Here is a 23940-nt window from a genome sequence, read left to right as displayed (position 1 = left end):
CTCAGGACGGGCCGTGTACAAGGTCTTTGGCGCCAAACGCCGGCGAGACGACCTTTGGATCATCGCAATGACCGCCGACATCCTCATCGTGCTTTCCGTTCTCGTCGTCGCAATCCTCCTTTTGGCGACCGAATGGATTTCCGTCGACGTCGTCACGCTTGGCCTCGTTGCGGCGCTGACAGTCACGGGGATTCTGAGCCCCGCCGAGGCTTTCGCCGGTTTTGGAAGCGAGGTCATCGTCATCCTCGCTTCGATCATGGTGCTGGCGGGGGCAATCGTGAAGGCCGGGGCGATGGACCGGCTTGCCGAAACCGTTCATGCGTTCGCGCGCGGGCGGAAGACGCCGACGCTGCTTGCGCTCCTGTCGGCCTCCGCGGCCAGTTCGGCCTTCCTCAGCAACACCAACGTCACTGCGATTATGACCCCGGTCGCGCTCGGGGCCGCCCGCAAGGCCGGGCTGAGTGCGGGCCGCGTTCTGATGCCGGTGGCCTATGCGTCGATCCTTGGCGGCACCTGCACGATCATCGGCACGTCGACCAACCTCGCGGGCAGCGCGATGGTCGAGCGGCTGGGGATGGAACCGTTTTCGCTGTTCGAATTCCTCGGGATCGGCTTGATCGTTGCCGCTGTGGGCATCTTCTGGCTGGTCTTCGGTGCGCGCTGGGTGCTGCCGGTCCAGACCGCCGCAGAGATCGACGACCGACCGGAACCGCGTCGCTTCTTCACCACGCTATGCCTGCCGGATGGCTCATCCGCAATCGGTCGCCCGGTGCGTGAGGTCAAGTTCGAGGAGTTCGAAACCGACCTGCTTGCCGTCGTCAGGAACGGTGAACGGTTTGCACCCCATCATTCGCGAAAGCTTCAGGCGGGAGACGAGCTGATCGTCCGTGCCTCGCGCGAGGGGCTCGTGAAGCTGAAGAAGTCGCCGCACTTTACGCTTGAGCCTGACCGGCACTTTTCCGAACGCTTCCATGACCAGAAGGCCGATGTCTCGCTGGTCGAGGCGCTGATCGCACCGCAGTCGCGGCTTGTGGGCCAAACGCTGAAGCAGCTCGGTTTCTTTGACGAGTTCCGGGGGGTGGTGCTGGCGATCTACCGCCGCAATCTGAGTCGACCTGCCCGAATTGAGAACATGCGGCTTCGGGCTGGCGACGTACTGCTTCTGCAGGGGCCGGAAGAGGCTTTGGGCCAGCTTCGCGGCGGCAAGGATTTGCGCGTCCTCGTGGAGGTGGACGAGACCGCCATGACCCGCCGCGAGGGCCTGCTGACGCTCGGTGCCCTGACCGCTGCCATCGTCGCGGGCGCTTTGGGGCTGGTCCCTTTCTCGGTCGCGGTCCTGATCGCCGTGCTTACTGTCGTTCTGTCGGGCGGCATCACGATGGAGCAGGCCTACCGTTCCATCGACTGGCGGCTTCTGATCCTGATCGGCGGCATGACGAGCCTTGGAGTAGCGATGGAGACGAGCGGCGCTGCACGGTTCCTTGCCGATCACATCGTCGGGGTCGGCAGCGTCTTCGGCCCCCGGGCCGCCATGGCGGCCTTCGCCCTTCTGGCGATCGTGCTGACGCAGCCGATGTCCAACGCCGCCGCGGCGCTGACGGTCATGCCGGTGGCGGTCGCCGCCGCGCCAGGCCTCGGGCTGGAGCCGCGAACGCTGGCCGTTCTGGTGACGCTCTCGGCCTCGCTGTCGTTTATCTCGCCGCTCGAACCGGCCTGCCTTCTGGTCTATGACCTCGGCCGCTACCGGTTCATGGACTATGTCCGCGCGGGCACGCCTCTGACGCTGATCAGTTTGGTGCTGCTGCTGATCCTGGTGCCGGTCTTCTGGCCCTGAACGGCGGCGTTCTTGCGGTCGGGGGTATTGCATCTGCGATCTCCGACACTCCCGGTTCTGTGTCCGACAGGCCGCCTGGCGGAGCGATTGACTGAAATCAGGACGCGCGCCCGCGTGAAAACCTAGGATCATCAAAGGAAGTACCGGCTGCAGCCTACCCGTCCGACGGGCATGAGGGAGAGGTGTGTCATGGCTGACACCACGCGCATCGGCCATATCGTCGCGATTGAGGGCAGCATCGTCGACATCTGCTTCGAAGAAACCCTGCCCGGGATCGGAACCCGGCTGGTCACGTTATCCGATCCCACGATGACGATAGAGGTGGCGGCATTGCCCGACCGCGACACCGCGCGCGGGCTGGTGCTGAACCCGACCGCCGAGCTTCGCCTCGGCATGCCCGTGCGCAACACCTGCCAGGGTTTGAGCGTTCCCGTAGGTGAGGCGCTTCTCGGCCGCATGATCAATGTTTTCGGTGATGCGATCGACGGCAAGCCGCCGCTCGAGGAGATGCAGCGCCGACCGATTCAGGGGCGACCGGTTCCGCTTGCCCGCCGCCGCGCGGAAGGTGAGATATTTGAGACCGGCATCAAGGCCATCGACCTTCTCAGCCCGCTGGAACGCGGCGGCAAGGCGGGGCTCTTCGGGGGCGCCGGCGTCGGCAAGACCGTGCTCGTGACCGAGATGATCCACAACATGGTTGCGGAATACCACGGTGTCAGCCTGTTCTGCGGTATCGGCGAACGCTGCCGCGAGGCCGAGGAGCTTTACCGGGAGATGCAGGAAACTGATGTCCTCGACCGCACCGTCATGGTCTTTGGACAAATGAATGAAGCGCCGGGTGTCCGCTTCCGTGTCGGGCATGCAGCGCTGACCATCGCCGAGTACTTCCGCGACGAACTGCGGCGCGACGTGCTCGTACTCATCGATAATATTTATCGTTTCGTTCAGGCCGGTGCTGAAGTCTCGGGCCTTCTCGGCCGCATCCCTTCGCGCGTGGGCTATCAGCCGACACTGGGAACGGAGCTGGCGGGGCTGGAAGAACGGATATGCTCCACCGACCGGGGCAGCATGACCTCGATCCAGGCGGTCTATGTCCCGGCCGACGACTTCACCGATCCGGCGGCGAGCCACACCTTCTCGCATCTCTCCGCCTCGATCGTGTTGTCGCGCAAGAAGGCATCGGAGGGGCTCTATCCCGCGATCGACCCACTCAAGTCTTTTTCGAAAATGCTGACGCCGGGTGCCGTCAGCGACCGGCATTACCGGATTGCGCGGGCGGTCCGGAATACGCTTGCCGAATACGACGACCTCAAGGACATTATCGCAATGCTCGGGCTCGAGGAGCTGTCCGAGAAGGACCGCGCCACGGTCCGCCGCGCCCGGCAGATTGAGCGGTTCCTGACCCAACCCTTTTTTTCGACCGAGAAGATGACCGGCATACCGGGGCGGTTCATGCCCCTCGGCGACACGCTCGAGTCCTGCGAACGTATTCTTGGCGACGAATTCAAGGACCTTCCCGAACGTGCGTTCTACATGATCGGCACGGTAGACGAACTGACTGCAGGAGAGGAGGTGGACGATGCGGCTTAGGATCATCCTTCCCGAACGCATCTGTCTTGATCGGGAGGTCCGCCGGATCGTCGCCGAGGCGCCGGATGGTGCCTTTGGAATGCTACCCAATCACATCGATTTCGTCTCACAGTTGGCCCCTGGCATCCTTGTCTATGAAGATGCCGAAGGTCACGAACGTTATGCGGGAGTACATGCCGGCACCCTGATAAAGGTCGGCGACGACGTTCTGGTCTCGACGGTCGGCGCGGTGCTCGGCAATGATCTCGACATCGTGCAACAGCATGCCCGCGCGGCCTTCCGCGCGGCCGAGGAGAGCGAGCGCACCGCCCGCTCGGCGCTTGCACGGCTCGAGGCGCAGATCGTCCGCCGCTTTCTCGAACTGGAGAAGGTGTCATGAACGGCAACGGCAACGGCAGGCGTGACGCCGACGAGATCGTGCGCAAAGCCAGACTAAAGCAGGACGCACAGCGCCGGCCGCGCCGGAACGCCTGGTATGGGCTCGGCCTTTTCGGGCTGGTTGGCTGGGCGGTGGCGGTGCCGACGGTAGCGGGGATCGCGCTCGGTCTCTGGATCGACGCGCGAACGGCGTCCGGGACGTCATGGACCCTCGTCCTGCTCATTGCCGGCGCGGCGCTCGGCTGCCTCAACGCCTGGTACTGGGTCCAGCGCGAAGGGCGCGACGATTGAACCGGAGGTGGGTGGGATGACGGCAACACTTATCATGGCCGCAGTCGCGGGAACGGCGATCGGCATGCTCTATTTCGGTCTCCTGTGGCGGGCGACGCGCGCGTTCACAGTAACGGGCGGCTACAGCGCCTTCACGCTGGCGGCGCTAGCCCGGCTGGCGCTGATCCCCGCCGGGATCATGCTCGTCCTCACCCTAGGCGGCGGCTTGCCGGAGCTTGCAGGCGCGGCCCTCGGCTTCATCGCGGCGCGTGTGGTAATCGTCCGCGCCCTGTCGCGCGAACCGGGGGAGGGCTGACCATGCAGATCAGTCCGGACCAATGGATACTTGCCGAATGGCAGGGAACCAGGCTCAACGCCACGATCGCCTTCACATGGCTCGTGATGCTCATCCTGACCTTTGGCTCCTGGCTGATCACCTCGCGGCTGTCGACGGGTGAGTCGGTGTCGCGCTGGCAGGTCATGCTGGAGGTCATCGTCACCGGCATCCGCGATCAGATCGCCGAGATCGGCGCCGAAGAGGGAGACCGCTATCTGCCGTTTATCGGCACGCTCTTCCTGTTCATCGTCACCTCGAATCTTCTGTCGGTGGTTCCGGGCTACCGACCGCCGACGGGGTCGCTTTCCACCACGGCGGCGCTTGCGATCGCCGTCCTGATCGCGGTGCCTGCCTTCTCGATCGCGCGACAGGGGATCGTCGGATATCTGAGAACCTACCTGAGTCCGACACCCTTCATGCTGCCCTTCAACCTCGTCGCCGAGGTGTCGCGGACGGTGGCGCTCGCCGTCCGGCTTTACGGCAACGTGATGAGCGGCACGGTCATCGTCGGCATCATCATCAGCGTGGCGCCGTTCTTCTTTCCGGTGATGATGCAGGTGCTTGGACTGCTGACCGGCTTCATTCAGGCCTACATCTTCGCTGTCCTCGCGATGGTCTATATCGCCTCGGCCGCGCGAACACAGCCTTTACCCTCACCAGATGACGCAACCCGAAAGGAACCCTGACCATGGACGCATCAATCTGGATCGCCATCGTCTCCATCGTGACGGCGGGACTGACCATCACCATCGGCGCCATCGCCCCCGCGCTCGCCGAAGGCCGTGCCGCCGCGCAGGCGCTGACGGCAATTGCCCAACAGCCCGATGCAACGAACACGATCACCCGGACGCTGTTCGTCAGTCTCGCGATGATCGAATCCACCGCCATCTACTGCTTCGTCGTTGCGATGATCCTCTTGTTCGCCAATCCGTTCGTGGAGATTGCGGCGGCGGCCGGAGGATAGGATCGTGCAGATCGATTGGCTGACCGTTGCGGCGCAGCTTGTGAATTTCCTCGCCCTCATCTGGCTGTTAAAGCGTTTCCTTTACGGTCCGATCACCGGCGCGATGGCGCGGCGCGAAAGACGAATCGCGGATCGTCTCTTGGACGCCCGTCACGCGCGGGAAGACGCGGAAGCCGAGGCCGAAACGCTGCGACAACAGCAGCGAACCCTCGATGATGCCCGAGAGGGCGAATTGGCGAAGGTGCACGAAGAGGCTGAGGCATTGCGCAAACGTCTGGAACAGGAACTGCGCATCGAGGCCGAGCAGAAACATGCCGCATGGCTCGACCATCTCAAGGAGAACCGGGCAGAGATCGCGCTTCACATGCAAAAGCGCATGGCCGCCCATGTCAGCGATTCCGTGCGGCGCATTCTGTCGGACTTCGCCGATACCGATCTTGCCGATCAGGTTGCGACAGAATTCTCTCTTCGGCTGGCGTCTTTGGGGGAAGAGGAGCGTCTGCGGTTGGAACTGGCGGCGGTGAAGATGCACGAACCCGCTCTGCTCGAAAGCGGCATGGAGCTAGCCTCGACCGCGCGCGGGCGCATCACGCGCGCGGTCCACGAGCATATCGCGGAGGGGATCGAGGTCGAATACCGGACCGACGCGGATGTACTTCTCGGCATCCGCCTGACACTTGGCCACCAGGTCCTAGAATGGTCCGCCAGCCGCTATCTTGACCGGATCGAGACTCTTGTCGGCGAAAGCCTCGACAGCGCGGCCAGCGAGGCGGCCGATGCAGCTTGAGAACCCCACTATCGCCGAACGTCTCGCCGAGAGCCTATTCGACCGGATGGACCGGATGCTCGCGGAAGCCGAACCTGCGATCGAGATCGCCGACATCGCGCGCGTCCTCAGCGTCGGCAATGGCATCGCCCGGATTGCCGGCTTCCCGGACCTGTGCGCCGATGAGCTTGTGACCTTCGCCGGTGGCGGCATCGGCATCGCGTCGAGCCTCGCAGCGGATCGGGTCGGCGTCATCGTCCTCGGCGGCACCGAACGCATCCGGCCCGGCGATAAGGTCCACCGAATGCGGCGCATCGTCGACACGCCGGTTGGCGCGGCGCTTCTCGGCCGTGTGGTCGATCCTCTAGGCCATCCGCTCGATGGAGGAGGGCCTGTTCGCAGCCACGAACGGGCGCCGGTGGAGCGCACCGCGCCGCCGATTATGCGCCGCGCGCCTGTCTGCGCGCCCCTCCAGACCGGCATAACGGCCATCGACGCCGCAGTCCCGATTGGCCGCGGCCAGCGTGAACTGATCATCGGCGACAGGCAATCCGGCAAGACCTCCATAGCGATCGATGCGATCCTGAACCAGAAGCAGAGCGGCGTGATCTCGGTCTACTGCGCCATCGGTCAACGTGCCTCCGCCGTGGCCCGGGTGATCGACACGCTGCGCAGAGCTGGGGCGCTGGATCGCAGTATTGTCGTCGTCGCTAGCGGCGACGATGCACCGGGGCTGCAGTTCATCGCACCCTACGCGGCGACAACCATGGCCGAGCATTTCATGGACGAAGGGCGCGACGTTCTCATTGTTTACGACGATCTGACCCGGCATGCCCGTGCCTATCGCGAACTGTCGCTTCTCTTGCGCCGGCCACCGGGCCGCGAAGCCTATCCCGGCGACATCTTTTACATTCACTCCCGACTTCTCGAACGTTCGACGCGCCTTCGGGAGGAACATGGCGGGGGCTCACTGACCGCGCTGCCGGTGATCGAGACCCAGGCTCAGAACATCTCCGCCTTCATCCCGACCAACCTCATCTCGATCACTGACGGGCAAATCTATCTTTCACCCGAGCTTTTCGAGAAGGGCCAGCTTCCCGCGATCGACATCGGCACCTCGGTCAGCCGCGTCGGTGGCAAGGCGCAACTTCCAGCCTTCCGTGCCGTGGCGGGCGACCTTCGCCTTCATTACGCTCAGTTCGAAGAATTGGAAACCTTCGCCCGCTTTGGTACACAGATCGACGCCGAGACGCGCAACCGGCTCAACCGCGGGCGGCGGGTACGGGAAGTTCTGAAACAGCCAGAACATGTGCCGCTTGACGTGCCAGCGCAGATCGCCGTCCTGCTGGCCGCGACCGAAGGGCTCTTCGACACGATCCCAGCCGACCGTGTGGCCGAGGCGGGCCGCCGCGCGGCAAAGGCGGTGCGCGATGCCTGCCCCGATCTTTGTGCCGGGATCGAAGGCGGCGCCGAGCTCGATTCCGCGGACCGCGACGCGTTGATGACCGCGGTGGATACCGCCGTTGCAGACCTGCGCACGGAAGCGGAGAGCGGCAATGCAGTCGCTTGAGGCGCTTTCCGCACGGCTTCGCACGACGGGCGACATCCATTCCATTGTCCGTACGATGAAGTCGCTCTCATCCGCGAGCATTCGTCAGTATGAGCACGCGGTTGAAACGATGGAGGATTTTGAGCGCACCATCTCGCTCGGGCTGCAGATCGTCCTCGGTGATGAAGGGGGTCGCATCCGACCGGACCTGCCGGGCGATACGCGGCGCGGCTGCGCTTTGATCGTCATAGGTTCAGACCGGGGCCTCTGCGGGCGCTTCAACGACCGGATCGGCCAGTTCGCGCTGGACCGGATGGCCGGCGAAGCCAGTGGGAACCCTCGGCATCTCTGCGTGGTCGGCCAGCGGGTCGCAGCGCGGCTCAAGGCGGCCGGCCGCGCCCCTGACACGCTTTTTCTCCTACCTGGTTCCGTCGGCGGACTGGTGTCCACCGTCCATGCCCTCGCGGTAGAGGTCGAACGCTGGACAGCGGGCGACGTCGGCACCGTCTCGATACTCTTCAATCGCCGCGAGGGCATGGGGCCCGGTGCACCGACTGACTGGCAGCTTCTGCCGGTGCCGTGTGATTATCTCGAAGGCCTCGCCCGCGCCTCATGGCCATCGCGTCGCCTGCCGATCTACCGGATGGAACGCGGCAAGCTCCTGTCCTGGCTCGTTGGCCAGCGGATCTTCGTCCAGCTTTACCGTGCGCTGGCCGAGTCCCTTGCGAGCGAACACGCTTCGCGCCTCGCGTCGATGCAAAGGGCCGAACGCAATATCGGCGAGCATCGCGAAGGCCTGATGGGAGAGTTCCGGCAAAAGCGGCAAGAGGCGATCACGCGCGAACTGATCGACATTCTCGCTGGTTTCGAATCCGTGCGCAAAACCGAGAGCGGGTGAAGAAGCCAGAGGCGGTCGCCAGCGCCTGTTATGGTTGGGGGCATTTCGCATGCTGAACTGCCGGAGCGCGGTCGCGGATGATCACGAATCGGACCAGTTCGGCAGTCGACTGACGCGCGTCAATGACAACATTTGTCCCAAGGTTCACCCTAAAAAACAGTCCCAGCGCCTCATTGGCTTGGTGGTGCTGACTCTGTTGTTGGGAGGACGAAATGAAAGATCATGACGGACATGAGGTGACCTACCCTCAAGACGATGGTCACGTGCCTGAATCGGAAAGCCGCCGCGGCTTTCTCAAGCTTGCCGCACTGACCGGCGCCGCTGTTTCGGTTTCGACGCGGCGCGCGCTTGCAAATGGCGACATCGGCTATCACGCGATGGACCTGCCAGACGACAGGCTTATCGACATGTACAGGACCATCCTGAAGATCCGCTGGCATGAACGCACCCAGGCAGACCAGATGTTGGGGAACCCCGACTACCGAGGCTACAACCACTTCTATGCCGGGCAGGAGGCGGTTGCGACCGGCGTCTGCGCCGCCCTGCGCAACGACGGGCCGTTCGAGCAGATCGACCTCGTCTATTCGTCGCACCGGCCCTCGGGTCACGCCATCGCCAAGGGCGTGGATATCCCCACGATGGTCGCCGAAATGGACTTCCGTGCAACTGGCATGAACGGCGGCTACGCGGCCGAGATGCATATCTCCGACCCGTCGGTGGGCTTCATCGGCGCGGACGGGATGATCGGGCCCGCGCCCGTCATCGCCTCGGGTTCCGCCTTCGCCTTCCGGGCGCGGGGATCGGACCAGGTGGCGGTGGTGTTCGCGGGCGACGGCAACTACGCCGCGCCGCATTTCCACTCCACGCTCAACAACGCGAAGATCCTGGACCTACCGCTGATCTATGTGTGCGAGAACAACCTCTATCACCAGTACGCCCATTATTCCTATTCCTGCCCGCATACTGACATCGCCGACGCCGCTGCCGCCTACGGCATCCCGGCACGCACGGTCGACGGACAGGACGTGACGCAGGTCTACAACGTGGCCAAGGAGGCGGTGGACCGCGCCCGCGCTGGCGGCGGACCGACCTTCATCGAGGCGAAGACCTATCGCTACTATAACCACTGGGGCGCCCCCGGCGCGAAGGAGGGCGAGCTTGGCGCTTTCGGCTACGACCCGCTCGCCATCACCTCGTTCCGGCCTGAGCGCGAAGTCCGCGCCTGGATGCAGCGCGATCCGGTCGACATAGCCCGCAAGATCCTCGTCGATTGGGGCGTCTTCGACGACGTCCGCGCCGGCCAGATCGAGGACGAGGTCAAGGCCGAGATCGCGGAGGCCTTCGAATGGGGCCTCTCGCAGCCGCTTTGCACGCCCGAGGACGGCCTAAAGCACGTCTTCGCAGAGGGAACGGTCGCCATACGCCAGTTCGGCTGAGCCACCGCGACCCCGCATCTGAAAGGACACGACCATGACTGAGAAAAGCTGGATGTACGCGGTCCTCGAAGCCGTGCAGAAGGAAATGCAGGACGATCCTGCCATGACCTGGATATTCGAGCTGACGCCGCCTGTGGCCTCCAACCCCGGGCTGCCGGTGATCAACCTGGAAACCGAGTTTGGACGCAAGCGCGTGGTCAATACCGGCATCGACGAAAACTGGATGGCCTCGGCCGTTCTCGGTGCCGGTCTCGCCGGTTCGCGCTCGGCGACCTACATCCCCTATCAGGGCGCGCTGATGCCCCTGGAGGTGATCCAGAACGTCGCAGGAAAGCTCCGCCACATGACCGGAGGAAAGGCTTCGATGCCGGTCGTCTGGGTAATTGAGATGACCGGCCAGACACCAGGCTTCGCGGGGCAGCATTCCTGCTATGAGGAGGACAGCTTCTACATGCACATCCCAGGTGTGCGGACGGTCATCCCGTCCACGCCGTACGACGCGAAGGGGATGATGCACGCCGCGCTGCGCTCGCCCGATCCGGTGGTCTATCTCTACCCGGCTGGCCTTCGCACCCTGACCGAGGAAGTGCCCGACGAGCCCTACGAGGTGCCGCTCGACAAGGCGGCGGTTCGAATGGAAGGGGGCGACATCACCATCGTCAGCTCTGGCGGCGGCATGCCGGGCGTGCTGGAGGCTGCGGAGGTGCTCAAGGGCGAGGGCATGGGGGTCGAGGTCATCGACCTGCGGGTCCTGAAGGAGATGGACACCGAAACGCTCGTCAACTCGGTCGCCAAGACCAAGCGGCTCCTGACCGTGGACCAGTCCTACTACACGCTCGCGCCAGGAGCCGAGGTCGTCGCGCGCTGCGCCGAGAACGTCGAGGGCGCGAAGTTCAAGCGTGTGGCCTTCCCGGACGCGCCGCCGCCGGCATCGCCCGAGATGTTCCTCTGGATGCGTCCGAATGCCGAAGGAATCGCAGGAGCGGCCCGTGCCCTCGTCGGCTGAGGCGGAGCGCGGCAGGGGGGCGACGGTGGGCCCGGTGGACGCCGCCGCCCCACGCTGCGAGTCCTGCGGCAACGGTCGTCTCGCGCGTGACCGGATCAAGACCGCGCTCTGGTCCGGCGGCAGGCTTGTCGTGGTCGAGGACGTGCCCGCCTTCGTTTGCCGGCAGTGCGGCGAGCAGTTCTATGAGGACGAGACGGCGATGCGGCTAGACATGCTGAAGGGGGGCGGCTTTCCGTCTGCTGAGGCGGCACGTGAGCTGATCGTGCCGGTCTTCATCTTCGAGACGCCGAGGCGAGGGGATGGAGGCGGGAGCGATGAGCGTTAAGCGGCTCTTGTCTGCGGTTGTCGCGGTCGGTCTGTCGGCCGCGACTGTGCTGGCCCAGGGCGACGATTTCGCCTTCATGCCGGCCGGCGGCGGTTCAATCCTTTCGGAGTCGCTTCTGCCCGGCGACCCGGCGGGCCTCGCCGAAGCCGCCGCCCGCGAGGCGAGCGCCGAGGAGTGGGCCGCCTGGGCGCGCAAACGCAATCCCCACCTCACGGATGCCGCTATCGAGACCTTCGCGGGCTATGCCGCGCTGAATTTCCCCGTCGTCGCTGAAACGGCGCAGTCGCTCGTGGAAACCGGCGATCCCGGGCTCCTGCCGCCCGACGGCAAGGAACTGGCGATCGCCCAGTGCCAGTTCTGCCACTCGCTGTTCACCGGCTATCTCATGCAGGACCGGGATGAAACCAACTGGCGCGGCACCTTCAAGGCGCCGTTCCACGCCGAGATCCCGATGAGCGAGGTGGAGCGTGATACCTTCGCCCACTATTCCGCCATCAACATGCCGCTGAAATTCGATGACGTGCCGCCGGAACTCAGATTCTGACGCTTAGACGGGAGTCCGCGCCAATGAGATTGCTTCCCCACCGTCCCGTAATTCTTGCGACGGTCGTGCTCGGGGTCGGCATGGCCACCGTCGCGCTGGCGCAGGAGGATGTTTTCGACTTCATCCCGGAGGGCGGCAGAACACTTCTTCAGAACGCACGCGCGGATGGCTTGTCCGCGGTGCTGGAGGCTGCGATCGCTTCGGAAAGCGGCGATGCCGATGCCTGGGGCGGACGTCTGGAGGCCGCAAAGGCCGACGTGCCTGCGATTGAGGCGCTAGACAGCTGGCAGACCGATACTCTCGCGCATTACCTCGCCGCGAATGCGCCCCTCGCGGCCGATGCCGAACTGCCCCGCGACGGGCGCGATATGGCACTGGCGCTCTGCCAGTCCTGCCATATCATCACCGTCGTCGTTACCCAGGACCGGACGCAGGAGGCGTGGCTTCGTACCATGAACTCGCCCAGCCATGTCGAGATCGCGACAACGCCCGCCGAGCGCGAGGCGCTGGCGGATTACCTGGTGATCAATGCCGGGATTCCGATCGACCAGATCCCGCCGGAACTGCGCGCAGGCGGCGCTTCGTACTGAGGCGCAAGGCCATGGGGCGATGGAGGGCGTTCCTCGATGCTGTTCAACACGCTCGAATTCCTGTTGTTCCTGCCGATCGCGGTCGTCATCTTCTGGCGTTTGCCCGTGCGATTTCGGCTGCCATGGCTGGTTCTCGCCAGCATCGTCTTCTACGGCAGTTTCGGGTTGGAGAATCTCATCCATCTCAGCGCAATCGTCATCATAGTCCTGATCGTCGGGCACGTGCTAAAGGCCGAGTCACCGGTCGTGCGGTGCTTGGCGCTTTGGAGTGGGACGCTCGCTATACTCGCGCTGATGGGTCTCTTGAAATACTATGATCCGCTTGCCGCAGGCACCGGGGCCTTGCCGGCGCTCGGCCTGACCTCCCCTGTCGGCTTCTCCTTCTACGCCTTCACTGCCATTGCGCTTATCATCGACCGATATCGCGACCCTGGTGCACAGCCGAACGATGCGCAGGACGTGCTCTATCTGACCTGGTTCCCAAAGATCCTCGCCGGGCCGATTGAGCGGATCGGGCCGTTCGTGAACGAGTTGACCGACACGTCGCCGCTGACCTGGCCGCAATTCGCGACCGGATGCCAGCTCATTCTCTGGGGTCTCGTCAAGAAGGTTGTGATCGCCGACAACCTCGCGCCCTTTGTCGATCGCACCTATGCCATCCCGGCCTATGCAGTGCCGCTCGAACTGATCATCGCGAGCTACTTTTTCGCCTTCCAGATCTATTGTGATTTCTCTGGCTATACCGATATCGCACGCGGAACGTCGAGGCTGTTCGGGATCAACCTGTCCGAGAACTTTCGCCGATCGTATTTTGCGCATTCGATCGGAGAGTTCTGGTCGCGGCGCTGGCATGTCTCGCTCGCAGACTGGTTCCGCGACTACGTCTATTACCCCATCGCTGGACCGGACCGAAAAACCTGGCGGATGTATGCAGGGCTGATGATCGTGTTCATGCTTAGCGGCATTTGGCATGCCGGGCTGGGCTACGGCATTGGCTGGGGGTTCATCGTCTGGGGCCTCCTGAATGGAATTTATATTTGGGGTGAACGGGCGCTCAATCCTGTGCGGAAGAGGTTTCGGAAACTGCTTGGCAAGACCTGGGCGGCCAAGATACACACGGCGCTTGCCGTCTTAGTGGTGTTTCATCTGATCTTGATCAGTTGGGTGTTCTTCCGCGCGGGCAACCTCGGCGACGCCACGATGATCCTGACGCGCATCTGGCAAAATCTGCCAGAACTGCCCTCGCTTCTGCCCCGCTATCCCTTCACCTCCGAGCATGTGTTACTCGGCAGTCTCATCGCCGCTCTGCTTGCCGTCGAGACCGTGCTGGAACGCCACGGCATCGAGGACCGCTTCGCCGCCGCGCCGCGCGCCCTGCGCTGGCTCATCTGGTATGCCTGTCTCTTCGCACTGATATTCCTTGGCCGCTGGCAGAGCGAAGCCTTCGTCTACATGCAATTCTGAAAGGCCGCCGTATGAACAGCTTTCGCCGCAAACCGCCGAGACTGCCTGTGATCGGCCTTGCCGGATTTCTAGGGCTATTCTTCGCCCTTTATGTTGCCGCTGCCTCCGTCGCGGAAGTCCGCGTCGGACGGGAGGCGGGAGGTTCGGCTTTTCAAAAGATCCTTACTGTAAAAGACGGGCAATTCGACTGGATCGTCCTTGGCGCGTCTCATGCCCTGCCGCTCGCATTCGGCGATGTTGCCAAACGGCTGGAGGATGAGACGGGGCAGCGCATGATCGTACTGGCCGAAGTGGGGGCCGGGCCGCTCTTTAGTGATTTCGTTCTGCTGCAGGCGATCGAAGACCTGCGACCCCGTCGGTTGCTCTATATCGCGGATTCCTTCGCTTTCCACTCATCGCGTTGGAACGAGGAACGGATCGCCGACAGGAAGCTTCTGCGCAAGACGCCGCTCAGGCTGTCCACGCTGGTGACAATGAGTAATCTGGTCATCTCCCAAGATGTCCCCGCAAGCGCGCTTCTCGACTACGCTACGGTGTTTTCGAAACTGAACCCGCCCGACCGGTTCCCACAGGATGACTGGCGCGGGGCTGAACACTTCGACCGCGTCTTTCGCCCATCGCGTCACGCGACAAAGGCAAGAATCGACTACCTCTACCCCGAACCAGTCGATGACACAAAACTCGACCGGTACCTGGACACACTAGAAGGCATGATCGCCCGTGCCCGGGTAGCCGGGATGGAGGTTGCCATTGTCAGGCCGCCGGTTCCCGAGGCCTTCCGTGAATCGCTGCCCGGTGAAGCGGCTTTTGATGCCAAGCTTCGCGCACGCCTCTCCGGGCTGGACGTGCCGCTTCACGATCTGAGTGCGACACTCGACGACCCGGCGCTGTATTTCGACACCGATCACCTAAACCGCGACGGTGTCGAACTGCTGTATGAGCTGCACCTAAAGTCAATTCTCGCGGCTGACCGATGAAAGGTCTGAGTGGCGGATGCTTCGGGGTCTTTCTCTGGTCCGGCAAGCCGGGTCGCGACGAGAATACCGGCGGGAATAACTTGCCTTCGGTTTCATCTACTGCCGACAGTTCTCACTCTCGAAAAAGGCGGCGACCGCATAGATCGCGACTGCGGCGCTTGCGGCGATGATCCAATCCGCCAAGTGTAGAGGAGAAAGATGGAGCAGAGCAGAAACCGGCTGCAACTGCGTGGCCAACAATCCAGATACGACAGGAAGCAGGCTGGCCAGCACCGCGGGCCGAGTACGAAGGCGCGTCAAGGCGGCAGTTATGGCACCGCTTGCAATCACGAGAACCATGATCGCCATCGACCGCGCGTGAGGAACGTTTAGATCCGCGCCGAGATTGAATATGTAGCCGCCGAGGATGACCACGGTCGCCATCGTCCCGACAAGCACGATCCTGAACCATTCCGGCGGCGAAAAGAAGCGCAGCCGTCGCCGTTTGCCTGCGAGGCCCAGTACATCTCGTGATGGAAAGTTCTGGAATACAAGCATGGCCGTCGGATGCATGATCAGCTCGATCCAAACGATGTGGATCGGCAGGTAGAGCAGCGGATAGCCGAGAAGAGGGATCAAAGCGGCTGTCGCGACCAGGGGTGCGTGCAGCATCAGAAGATACGCGAAGCTGAGCCGCAGATTGACGAAGAGCTGTCGTCCCTCTGCGATTGCCCGGACGATCGTCTTGAAATTGTCGTCGAGCAACACGATTGGCGCCACTTCGCGCGCCGATCGCGTCCCGCGTTCACCCATCGCGATACCCACGTCCGCGCCGCGAAGCGCCGGTGCATCATTCACGCCGTCCCCGGTGACCGCGACCAGTTCGCCCCGCGCCTGCAACGCCTTGACCAGAGCCAGCTTTTCGGCGGGCGTGCACCGCGCCACGACGTCAAAGTCAATCCGCCCTCGGGTTTGCTTGCGTTGCGCTTCCAGACCGGCACCGTCGATGACCAAAGGCTCAGGGCCGCCGATCCCGATCTCACGCGCGATCGCCCTGGCGGTTCGGGCATGATCGCCGGTGATCATGATGACGCGGATTCCGGCACGCTGCGCCTCGCCCACGGCCTCACGGACACCGGGCCGCACCGGATCGGAGAATGCGAGGATGCCTGCGAAGGCGAAGCCGGCTTGCGGCTCCTCGTCGGTCCACGAGCTGAGCGAATTCGTGGCGACGGCGATCACCTTGTGCCCATAAGACGCAAGCTCATGTGTTTGTCGAAGCCAGGTTTCGCGGTCCTCGGTCGTCAGGTCGCACATGGCGAGAACGGTCTCGGGCGCACCCTTCATGGCTGCGCGCCAGCCTTGATCTGCCACCCGTACGATGGCTGTCTCCCGCAGGCGGTCCTCTGTGAAGGGGAAGACGGCTTCAACCGCGACATGCCAGGCGGACGCATGCTTCAAGAGGATCTGATCCAGCGGATCTGACGTTTCCGCGCGGGATGCCGTGGCACCGATCGCGAGAACGTCCTCGCGACACAGGCCGGCAGCCGGGACCACATGATCAAGCGACAGGCGCCCCTCGGTCAGCGTGCCTGTCTTGTCTGTACAAATGCAGGTGACGCGGCCGATGTTTTCGACGACCACCGCACGACGGACCAACGCCTGCTGGTTGGCCAAGCGGAAAACGCCCAGCCCGAGGAAGAAAGAGAAGACAACAGGAAACTCCTCCGGCAGAGCCGCAATCGCCAGGGTGATGGCGCTTAGCAGGGCGTCCACTATTCCGTAGCCTTGGACATACCGGATGACTGCAAGTGCCGTGCAAAGGAGAAGGGCGATCACGAGGAGAATACGCACCAGATGCCCAATAGCGTCCTGCAGGGGCGTCAGTTCGTTTCGTGTCGAACTCGAAAGACGTGCGATCTCACCGTAGAGCGTCTCCTTCCCGGTCAATGCGACACGAAGCCGGGCTTCACCGGTCAGGAGACGAGTCCCGGCCATTCCCCAATGCGTAGCCTCGATCCCCACGCCCGCCGCATTTTGCGGTGGCCGGGAGATCGATTCCTTGCGGACCGGCATGGCCTCGCCGGTCAGGGTGGACTCATCGACCTGCAGAGCAGTGCCGGAGAGGAGCAGGCCGTCAGCCGGGAAGTAAGCGCCAGCCGGTACGATCACAAGATCGCCGGGCACAAGGCCCACCGCAGGCAAGTCCCGTTCTGACCCATCCCTGATCACCCGCGCTTGCGACGCCAGCCGCGCCCGCAAACCTTCCGTCGACGCCTCTGTCCGCCGGTGCAGGTAGATGTCCATCCCGGCAATCGGGATCAGCGCGGCGGCAAGAACGGCCGCCTCTGTATAATCACCCAGACCGATAAACAGGGTGGCGGTCCCGACGAGAAACCAGATCATCGGGTCTTTAATCGTATTGCGAAGAACCTCAAGCCAGCCTGAAGAGCTGTCTGCAAGGATGGCGTTCGGTCCATACTTGGCGAGCCGCTTAGCCACCTCGGGCCCGTAAAGACCAACGTCCCGGCTCCACAATCCCTCAAGCCGTTCAATGGGGGCGTTGCGTTGCAATTATCTGACCGCTCATCATTGTTGGGAGAAGAAAAGAACCGAAGTGAACTGATGCAGTGGATGCCGATCCCCGGCCATTCAAAGTTCCGCGAAATCTCAAACCCCAGTCAACGATGGCGGACCCTGTTCAGCATTGACGATTGTCAACGCAATCCGTCGATTCCCGCTTTGCCCGGTTCTCGGTTCGTGCTGCACCACCGCTAGGCCGACACGAGATCACAACCCGCATGCAAAGCATGTCGGTTCAGTTGGAGCGTGCTTGTGCAACCAAATGTACGGCCGCATCGACATTTTGTTTCGTTTTCGCGCGCCACTTCTCAGGGGTTGTGACTTCGGCATCCCTGAAGTGGTCGGCGGCGATGCGTGCCCGCGTCAAAAAGGCGACGACACCATAGGCAAACAGCAGTTCGCGAGACGGGTGAATCATTGTCTGGGACAGCTCGGCGAGTAGAACCGAACGGATCCAACCTGATCCCATCAGGCTACATTCAAGACCAAGTCCGTTGATCTCGTAAAACGGATCAAGCAAGCGTATTCCATGGTCGATTTCCAAGCGATCAAACACAACAGGCGGCCTGATCAGGCAGACATGCTGGGTTCGCAGATCGCCGTGTCCTTCGACTATGAGCCCTTGTCGGCCGCGCTCGATCATCTCACTGCAACAGGCCTCGAGTGCCTTTGCCGCGAAACCGAAGGTCTGCTCGGGGACCGGCACCATCGTTTTGGATGCCATTTCACGCAAATGCGCCGCCGCGATCTCGCTGTCTGACACCAAACGTCGATAGAAGACTTCACCAGCATCGGGTGATTTCGGTTGGCGCCGGTAGAATTCAGCCAACACGTCGCAGAATGCTTTGACCTCGCTACACTGAGGTGGGGGCCCGTCGACGAGGCGGACGTCCAGCATCTCGGATGCCGGTAGCCGCCGCGACTCGATCAGCCAGTCGACAATGCTCCCCTCCGCGCCAAGAACCAACGACCCGTCGGGCCTCCGGACGATGGGCGTCAAACCACGATAGAGATCGCCTGAGAGTTCTCTGTTCAGCCTCAATTCCTCGCGGCAAAGGTGCGTTCGGTTTTTCAGGGATTGTTGATCAACATGAACCAAGCGGACCGGCTTTTTCAGCTTCCATGCAGAATTGCGCGTCAAGTAGACCAGCGAGGCATGCGTTTCGATGCACTCCGGTCGAGGTTCGCCGGGCCAAGCCCTGCCACTTTCCAGAAAGGCCCGCAACTCGGCAAGTTTGTCCGCATGCGATGCCGCCTCGCTTCTGGCGGTTTTCACGGTCGTCGAAACCGCGCGCACTGCCTCAATCCCAGAGTTCTTGAATTGGCTTTCGCACGGCGCGCTTGACGTGCTGGAACTCGCCCCAGGAGACATGGCGGCGGAGCAGATCTATTACTGCCGAAGCGGCAGGTTCAGAATCTTCGAGCGGCGCTTTCTGACAGCCGGGATCGTCACAAAGGTCATTCAGCCATTCAGCGAACGCCTGAGGGACATGACCAACCGTCGGAATCCCTGCGACAGCCATTCGGATTCCTTTCCTGCGCAGCGAGGTGTTGTCTTTCTTATTTCACAAGCAGGGCAAGGACGCATTGACGGTCGTCAACACGCTTTGCCCTGAGAATCGACATAGATGGGAGATGCTGTTTTTTGCGCTCGATAGATCGAAGGCACTTGGCCACAATATCGCCAAAGCGGGTGGCTTTGATGTCGCGCCGCACGAAGAGCGGGAATTCGACGGCGGCGAACACAAGGCGCGTCCGCTCACAGAGGTAAACGGCCACGATGTCTTCGTATTGCACACATTGAACGGAGAAACCGGGGCATCGGCCAACGACAAGTTACTGCGTCTTTTGTTCTTTCTCGCAGCGTGCCGCGATCATGGCGCCGCGCGCGTCACCGCCATCACCCCTTATCTTCCGTATTCCCGAAAGGACCGGCGGACGAAGCCGCAGGATCCGGTGACGTCCCGCTATGTTGCGCAATTCTTCGAAGCAATCGGTGTTGATTCACTTATGACGCTGGAGGTCCACAACCCGGCAGCGTTCGAGAATGCTCATCGCTGCCGGGTGCTGCATCTCTCGACTGGGAGCATGTTCGCTGGCGAGATCACCGCACGTCCCACGGCTCGGACTCAGGCAGTTGTCTCACCTGACCCGGGCGGCGTGAAGCGCGCACAACTAATGCGCGAGGCGCTTCAAGAGGCAACAGGCAAAGACGTGCCGTTCGGCTTTATGGAGAAACGCCGGAGCGCTGGCGTAGTCTCTGGCAGCCATTTCGCGGGCAATGTGGACGGATGCGTCGTCCACATCGTCGATGACATGATCTGCGGCGGTTCCACGACCCTGCGAGCAGCAAGTGCAGTGCGCGCACATGGTGCGGTTGAAGTGCACGCGTTCGCAACACACGGGTTGCTGACAGAAGATGCCGTTGCCGCGCTCTCCGAAACATCTTTGGTTGACACGATCACTCTGACCGACAGCACCACTCCCAATCCTGCGTGGGCCACCCGCTTTGGCGACAGACTTCGCATCCTCTCCTGTGCGCCCATGATCGCCGATGCCATCAATGCTGAGCACAACTCGCTGCCAGTAAGTGCGCGGTCGGTGCAGAAATGACCTGCAGCACTATTGACGGGCCGGTTTTGTCGTGAAGTTGTCGCCTGAATGCAGGGGTGTGCTAGCTTCGCATGGTCTACTCAGCCAATGCAGCAAACTGCGCAAACGGACAGAATCCAGCGTCATCAGGCCCTATCGTGTCATGTTCCCAATCTAGATGCCCTTGAGCATTGCGGCGACTGACACAAAGGACTTGAAGCCGAGTATCGGCCGGGTCCGTTTCTTGATAAAGCGGTTATCCTGATCGAAACGGCGAAGCTCAACGCCGTCGATCCTCATGTCCGGCCCGCCGACACCCTCGCCCACATCACAGACTACAAGATCAAAAAGGTCGACAACCTGCTGCCGTGGCGCTGAAACGGGTAGCGGTCACGCTGGACGCTTACGACGCTCTTGCTACCACTGTGCTTCCACAGGTGTTGGAAATGCATACGCCGCCCCGTGGGGCGGCGCGTAAGCGTCTGATACCGCGTAGGAACTTGGTTGCGGGGGCAGGATTTGAACCTGCGACCTTCAGGTTATGAGCCTGACGAGCTACCGGGCTGCTCCACCCCGCGCCAATTCGGGGACTATGTAGTTGTGCTTGGCGGCGGGCGCAATGGCAAAATGATGATTTCTTTTAATTATCCCAGAGGGACCGGGATACGATCAGCGCTGTCGCAGAACGCCGAGACCTCGGCGGCGGACGATCCTGCGTCCACGGGCGACTTCACGGAATACGATCAGTAATCCTGCGCCAACGATCATGGAAAGGCCGATCCACGTCGTGAATGCCGGCAGGGCGCCGAAAAAGACCCAGCCCCACAATACGGCCCAGAGCATGTAAGTATATTCGAAGGGTGTGACCACGCTTGCCTCGGCCAGACGGTATGCCTGCGAGAGGGCGAAGAAGCCAAGCGCTGACGTCACGCCGATTGCCAGCAATAGCATCCAATCTCTGGGATCGGGCCATTTCCACTCACGAAAGAGAAAGGCGAAACTTGGATGCGGCGATTGCATGTCTACGAGGGAAAAGACGACACCCAGACTGCTGCCCGCCGCGAGGTAGATCAGCAAGGTGACGACCGTCATTGTGCTGCCGTTTGTCCGGTGCCCGAGTTTTCGCGTCGCAATAATCGAAGCCGCGTATGTAATAGCTGCAAGGAGCGCGAGGACTGCGGCGGGTTCGAATACTCCGCGCCCCGGCTGGACGATCACGGCAACGCCGATGAGGCCGATGATGACGGCTAACCAGCGGAATAGGCCGATACGCTCGCCAAGGAAAACAACCGCCAGAAGCGTCACGAAAATTGGTGTCGTGAACGTAATGGCTGCCGTTTCAGCAAGACCGATGGTCGCCAGCGCCATGTAGTAGACCATGTAGGACGCGAAGGCCGCGAGTCCCCGCAACAGTTGTAATCGCCAGGACCCGATCTTGAGCGGCCACAACTGTCCTTCAAACCTTGAAATAATCAGCACGATCGGCAGCGCGAAGGCGCTGCGCAGAAACACCACCTGATGCACGGCGTAATCACCGCTCAGCATCTTGATGATGACGTCCTGGATCGGAAATATCGTTGTGGCACCAAGCAGATAGAGAATACCGGCAAGGGGACGTTCGAGCGAAGCCGCGGGTTCGGCGGATTTTGGTTCCGGTATTGCTGACACGCGCGATCCCTAACAGCCACTCGGCTCATGCTGGCGATATTGCCAGTGACGTCTGTGCGATCCACGACACCGGAGCGTCGCAAGCGGGAATCTTGCTTCCGAAACAAAAAAACCGCCCAACGGGCGGCGGCGAACAGTCTGGAAAATACATCGTAGAGAGATACGTTTGTGCTTCTTACTAGGTTTGGCGGTGACCTACTCTCCCACGTCTTAAGACGCAGTACCATTGGCGCAACGGCACTTAACGGCCGAGTTCGGGATGGGATCGGGTGTTTTGCTCGTGCTATGACCACCAAACCGAGAAAGAAGCACAACAATCAGCGTCCAAGTCCGCTGTTCGATCAGAGAAGTCTGGCTTCTGCTGGATCAAATCAAGCCTATCGAGCAATTAGTACCGGTCAACTGAACGCCTCACAGCGCTTACATCTCCGGCCTATCGACGTGGTGGTCTTCCACGGCTCTCAAGGGATACCTGGTTTTGAGGGGGGCTTCCCGCTTAGATGCCTTCAGCGGTTATCCTGTCCGTTCATAGCTACCCAGCACTGCCGTTGGCACGACAACTGGTCCACCAGTGGAACGTTCACCCCGGTCCTCTCGTACTAGGGGCAACTCCTCTCAAGTATCCTACACCCACGGCAGATAGGGACCGAACTGTCTCACGACGTTCTAAACCCAGCTCACGTACCTCTTTAAATGGCGAACAGCCATACCCTTGGGACCTGCTCCAGCCCCAGGATGAGATGAGCCGACATCGAGGTGCCAAACGATGCCGTCGATATGGACTCTTGGGCATCATCAGCCTGTTATCCCCAGCGTACCTTTTATCCGTTGAGCGATGGCCCTCCCACTTGGGACCACCGGATCACTATGGCCGTCTTTCGACTCTGCTCGACTTGTCAGTCTCGCAGTCAGGCTGGCTTCTGCCATTGCACTCAACGAGCGATTTCCGACCGCTCTGAGCCAACCTTCGCGCGCCTCCGTTACTCTTTGGGAGGCGACCGCCCCAGTCAAACTACCCACCACGCAGGGTCCCGGACCCGGATAACGGGCCGCGGTTAGACATCAAGAGTGCGAAGGGTGGTATCTCAAGGGAGGCTCCACGGAAACTGGCGTTCCCGCTTCAAAGCCTACCACCTATCCTGCACATCACAATCCTGATGCCAGTGCGAAGCTATAGTAAAGGTGCATGGGGTCTTTCCGTCTAACCGCGGGAAGTGTGCATCTTGACACACAGTTCAATTTCGCTGAGTCCACATTTGAGACAGCGGGGAGATCGTTACGCCATTCGTGCAGGTCGGAACTTACCCGACAAGGAATTTCGCTACCTTAGGACCGTTATAGTTACGGCCGCCGTTTACTGGGGCTTCAATTCGGAGCTTGCACCCCTCCTTTTAACCTTCCAGCACCGGGCAGGCGTCAGACTGTATACGTCGCCTTACGGCTTCGCACAGCCCTGTGTTTTAAGTAAACAGTCGCCACCCCCTGGTTTGTGCCCCCCGCCCATAGTTGCCTACAGACGGGGCTCCCTTCTCGCGAACTTACGGGAGCATTTTGCCGAGTTCCTTAAATGTGGTTCTCTCAAGCGCCTTGGTATTCTCTACCAGTCCACCTGTGTCGGTTTAGGGTACGATCTAATGGAGGGCTATTTCCAGGAACCTGTTGGCTGCTCACCCAATCCGATAAGGGCAAACAACGGCTCAGATCCGTCACATCCTCCTGGCCCAGGAATATTAACCTGGTTCCCATCGACTACGCCTTTCGGCCTCGCCTTAGGGGTCGGCTTACCCTGCTCAGATTAGCTTTAAGCAGGAACCCTTGGACTTTCGGCGACAGGGTCTCTCACCCTGTTTGTCGCTACTCATGTCAACATTCTCGCTTCTGATCACTCCACCGGATGCCTTACAGCCCGGCTTCACAGTAAGCACCTTTCCGATCGGAACCTTCCCGAAGGAAGGCTAAAATCGGACGGTGCTATATCACAGAACGCTCCGCTACCACGCACATTGCTGTGCATCCTAAGCTTCGGCTCGTGGCTTGAGCCCCGTTACATCTTCGCCGCAGGACCTCTTAATTAGACCAGTGAGCTGTTACGCTATCTTTAAAGGATGGCTGCTTCTAAGCCAACCTCCTGGTTGTTTTGGAAGTCCCACATGCTTTCCCACTTAGCCACGAATTGGGGGCCTTAGCTGT

Annotated in this window: 24 protein-coding genes, 1 tRNA gene and 2 rRNA genes (1 of these 27 running past the window's edge); 20 read left to right on the top strand and 7 right to left on the bottom strand. The window is 61.7% G+C overall.

Annotated features, from left to right (window positions below; all coding sequences use genetic code 11):
• Positions 1-67: 67 nt before the first annotated feature.
• The 17 genes from OEZ71_RS10115 (at position 68) to OEZ71_RS10035 (ending at position 14928) form a co-directional block, all read left to right on the top strand.
• Positions 68-1834, top strand: coding sequence for an SLC13 family permease (locus tag OEZ71_RS10115; protein WP_263739823.1), 1767 nt, complete (start codon positions 68-70; stop codon positions 1832-1834).
• A 189-nt stretch (positions 1835-2023) separates the two neighbouring features.
• A complete protein-coding gene (gene atpD, locus OEZ71_RS10110) occupies positions 2024-3424 on the top strand; it encodes a F0F1 ATP synthase subunit beta (protein WP_263739822.1) in 1401 nt (466 codons plus the stop codon).
• The gene (locus OEZ71_RS10105; RefSeq protein WP_263739821.1) at positions 3414-3803 is read left to right on the top strand and encodes a F0F1 ATP synthase subunit epsilon; all 390 of its coding nucleotides are present in this window, start codon (positions 3414-3416) and stop codon (positions 3801-3803) included. The genes atpD and OEZ71_RS10105 overlap by 11 nt, the downstream gene beginning before the upstream one ends.
• A complete protein-coding gene (locus tag OEZ71_RS10100; protein ID WP_263739820.1) occupies positions 3800-4093 on the top strand; it encodes an AtpZ/AtpI family protein in 294 nt (97 codons plus the stop codon). Before OEZ71_RS10105 ends, OEZ71_RS10100 begins: the two co-directional genes overlap by 4 nt.
• 16 nt (positions 4094-4109) lie before the next feature.
• On the top strand, positions 4110-4388 hold the full coding sequence (locus OEZ71_RS10095) for an N-ATPase subunit AtpR (protein ID WP_263739819.1): 279 nt from the start codon (positions 4110-4112) through the stop codon (positions 4386-4388).
• 2 nt (positions 4389-4390) lie between these two features.
• Positions 4391-5095 carry a F0F1 ATP synthase subunit A gene (locus OEZ71_RS10090; protein WP_263739818.1) on the top strand — a complete coding sequence of 235 codons (705 nt, stop codon included), beginning with the start codon at positions 4391-4393 and terminating at the stop codon, positions 5093-5095.
• A gap of 2 nt (positions 5096-5097) precedes the next feature.
• Positions 5098-5373 (top strand): F0F1 ATP synthase subunit C, encoded by a 276-nt coding sequence (locus OEZ71_RS10085; protein WP_263739817.1) that lies wholly within the window; start codon positions 5098-5100, stop codon positions 5371-5373.
• A gap of 4 nt (positions 5374-5377) precedes the next feature.
• The gene (locus tag OEZ71_RS10080) at positions 5378-6160 is read left to right on the top strand and encodes a F0F1 ATP synthase subunit B family protein (protein ID WP_263739816.1); all 783 of its coding nucleotides are present in this window, start codon (positions 5378-5380) and stop codon (positions 6158-6160) included.
• Positions 6150-7709, top strand: coding sequence for an alternate F1F0 ATPase, F1 subunit alpha (locus tag OEZ71_RS10075; RefSeq protein WP_263739815.1), 1560 nt, complete (start codon positions 6150-6152; stop codon positions 7707-7709). Before OEZ71_RS10080 ends, OEZ71_RS10075 begins: the two co-directional genes overlap by 11 nt.
• Positions 7696-8586: a F0F1 ATP synthase subunit gamma gene (locus OEZ71_RS10070; protein ID WP_263739814.1), complete on the top strand. Its 891-nt coding sequence runs from the start codon at positions 7696-7698 to the stop codon at positions 8584-8586. Before OEZ71_RS10075 ends, OEZ71_RS10070 begins: the two co-directional genes overlap by 14 nt.
• Positions 8587-8798: 212 nt before the next feature.
• The gene (locus OEZ71_RS10065; protein ID WP_263739813.1) at positions 8799-10022 is read left to right on the top strand and encodes a thiamine pyrophosphate-dependent dehydrogenase E1 component subunit alpha; all 1224 of its coding nucleotides are present in this window, start codon (positions 8799-8801) and stop codon (positions 10020-10022) included.
• Positions 10023-10056: 34 nt separating this feature from the next.
• On the top strand, positions 10057-11028 hold the full coding sequence (locus OEZ71_RS10060) for an alpha-ketoacid dehydrogenase subunit beta (protein ID WP_263739812.1): 972 nt from the start codon (positions 10057-10059) through the stop codon (positions 11026-11028).
• On the top strand, positions 10985-11353 hold the full coding sequence (locus OEZ71_RS10055) for a type II toxin-antitoxin system MqsA family antitoxin (RefSeq protein ID WP_263739811.1): 369 nt from the start codon (positions 10985-10987) through the stop codon (positions 11351-11353). Before OEZ71_RS10060 ends, OEZ71_RS10055 begins: the two co-directional genes overlap by 44 nt.
• Positions 11343-11897, top strand: coding sequence for a hypothetical protein (locus tag OEZ71_RS10050; RefSeq protein WP_263739810.1), 555 nt, complete (start codon positions 11343-11345; stop codon positions 11895-11897). Before OEZ71_RS10055 ends, OEZ71_RS10050 begins: the two co-directional genes overlap by 11 nt.
• Before the next feature lie 23 nt (positions 11898-11920).
• Positions 11921-12487 (top strand): hypothetical protein, encoded by a 567-nt coding sequence (locus tag OEZ71_RS10045; protein ID WP_263739809.1) that lies wholly within the window; start codon positions 11921-11923, stop codon positions 12485-12487.
• A 36-nt stretch (positions 12488-12523) separates the two neighbouring features.
• Positions 12524-13951 (top strand): MBOAT family O-acyltransferase, encoded by a 1428-nt coding sequence (locus tag OEZ71_RS10040; RefSeq protein ID WP_263739808.1) that lies wholly within the window; start codon positions 12524-12526, stop codon positions 13949-13951.
• Between the two features lie 11 nt (positions 13952-13962).
• A complete protein-coding gene (locus OEZ71_RS10035; protein ID WP_263739807.1) occupies positions 13963-14928 on the top strand; it encodes a hypothetical protein in 966 nt (321 codons plus the stop codon).
• Positions 14929-15024: 96 nt separating this feature from the next.
• Here OEZ71_RS10035 and OEZ71_RS10030 read toward each other — a convergent pair whose 3' ends face one another.
• The gene (locus tag OEZ71_RS10030) at positions 15025-17481 is read right to left on the bottom strand and encodes a cation-translocating P-type ATPase (protein WP_263739806.1); all 2457 of its coding nucleotides are present in this window, start codon (positions 17479-17481) and stop codon (positions 15025-15027) included.
• Between the two features lie 244 nt (positions 17482-17725).
• Positions 17726-18787, bottom strand: coding sequence for a hypothetical protein (locus OEZ71_RS10025; protein ID WP_263739805.1), 1062 nt, complete (start codon positions 18785-18787; stop codon positions 17726-17728).
• 49 nt (positions 18788-18836) lie between these two features.
• Here OEZ71_RS10025 and OEZ71_RS10020 point away from each other — a divergent pair, with 49 nt between their 5' ends.
• Positions 18837-19106 carry a hypothetical protein gene (locus tag OEZ71_RS10020; RefSeq protein ID WP_263739804.1) on the top strand — a complete coding sequence of 90 codons (270 nt, stop codon included), beginning with the start codon at positions 18837-18839 and terminating at the stop codon, positions 19104-19106.
• 19 nt (positions 19107-19125) lie between these two features.
• A complete protein-coding gene (locus OEZ71_RS10015; protein ID WP_263739803.1) occupies positions 19126-20103 on the top strand; it encodes a ribose-phosphate diphosphokinase in 978 nt (325 codons plus the stop codon).
• A 153-nt stretch (positions 20104-20256) separates the two neighbouring features.
• Here OEZ71_RS10015 and OEZ71_RS10010 read toward each other — a convergent pair whose 3' ends face one another.
• Entirely contained in the window at positions 20257-20382 is a 126-nt protein-coding gene (locus OEZ71_RS10010) for a transposase (RefSeq protein ID WP_263739802.1), read from the bottom strand.
• On the opposite strand from OEZ71_RS10010, the gene OEZ71_RS20255 reads away from it, so the two are divergent.
• Positions 20341-20460, top strand: coding sequence for a transposase domain-containing protein (locus OEZ71_RS20255; protein WP_412175623.1), 120 nt, complete (start codon positions 20341-20343; stop codon positions 20458-20460). The two genes, OEZ71_RS10010 and OEZ71_RS20255, sit on opposite strands and share 42 nt — an antisense overlap.
• Positions 20461-20583: 123 nt before the next feature.
• On the opposite strand, the gene OEZ71_RS10005 is transcribed toward OEZ71_RS20255, so the two are convergent.
• The 4 genes from OEZ71_RS10005 to OEZ71_RS09990 form a co-directional block, all read right to left on the bottom strand.
• Positions 20584-20660: transfer RNA gene (locus tag OEZ71_RS10005), tRNA-Met, on the bottom strand.
• 91 nt (positions 20661-20751) lie between these two features.
• A complete protein-coding gene (locus OEZ71_RS10000) occupies positions 20752-21750 on the bottom strand; it encodes a DMT family transporter (protein WP_263739801.1) in 999 nt (332 codons plus the stop codon).
• A 182-nt stretch (positions 21751-21932) separates the two neighbouring features.
• Positions 21933-22047, bottom strand: a 5S ribosomal RNA gene (gene rrf / locus OEZ71_RS09995).
• Positions 22048-22117: 70 nt separating this feature from the next.
• Positions 22118-23940: ribosomal RNA gene (locus OEZ71_RS09990) — 23S ribosomal RNA — on the bottom strand; it runs 1013 nt beyond the window's last position.

The sequence above is a fragment of the Albidovulum litorale genome (assembly GCF_025751495.1).
Taxonomy (GTDB): Bacteria; Pseudomonadota; Alphaproteobacteria; order Rhodobacterales; family Rhodobacteraceae; genus Albidovulum; species Albidovulum litorale.
Note: the sequence above shows the minus strand (reverse complement) of the source record. Positions and strands in the feature narration are given on the sequence as shown.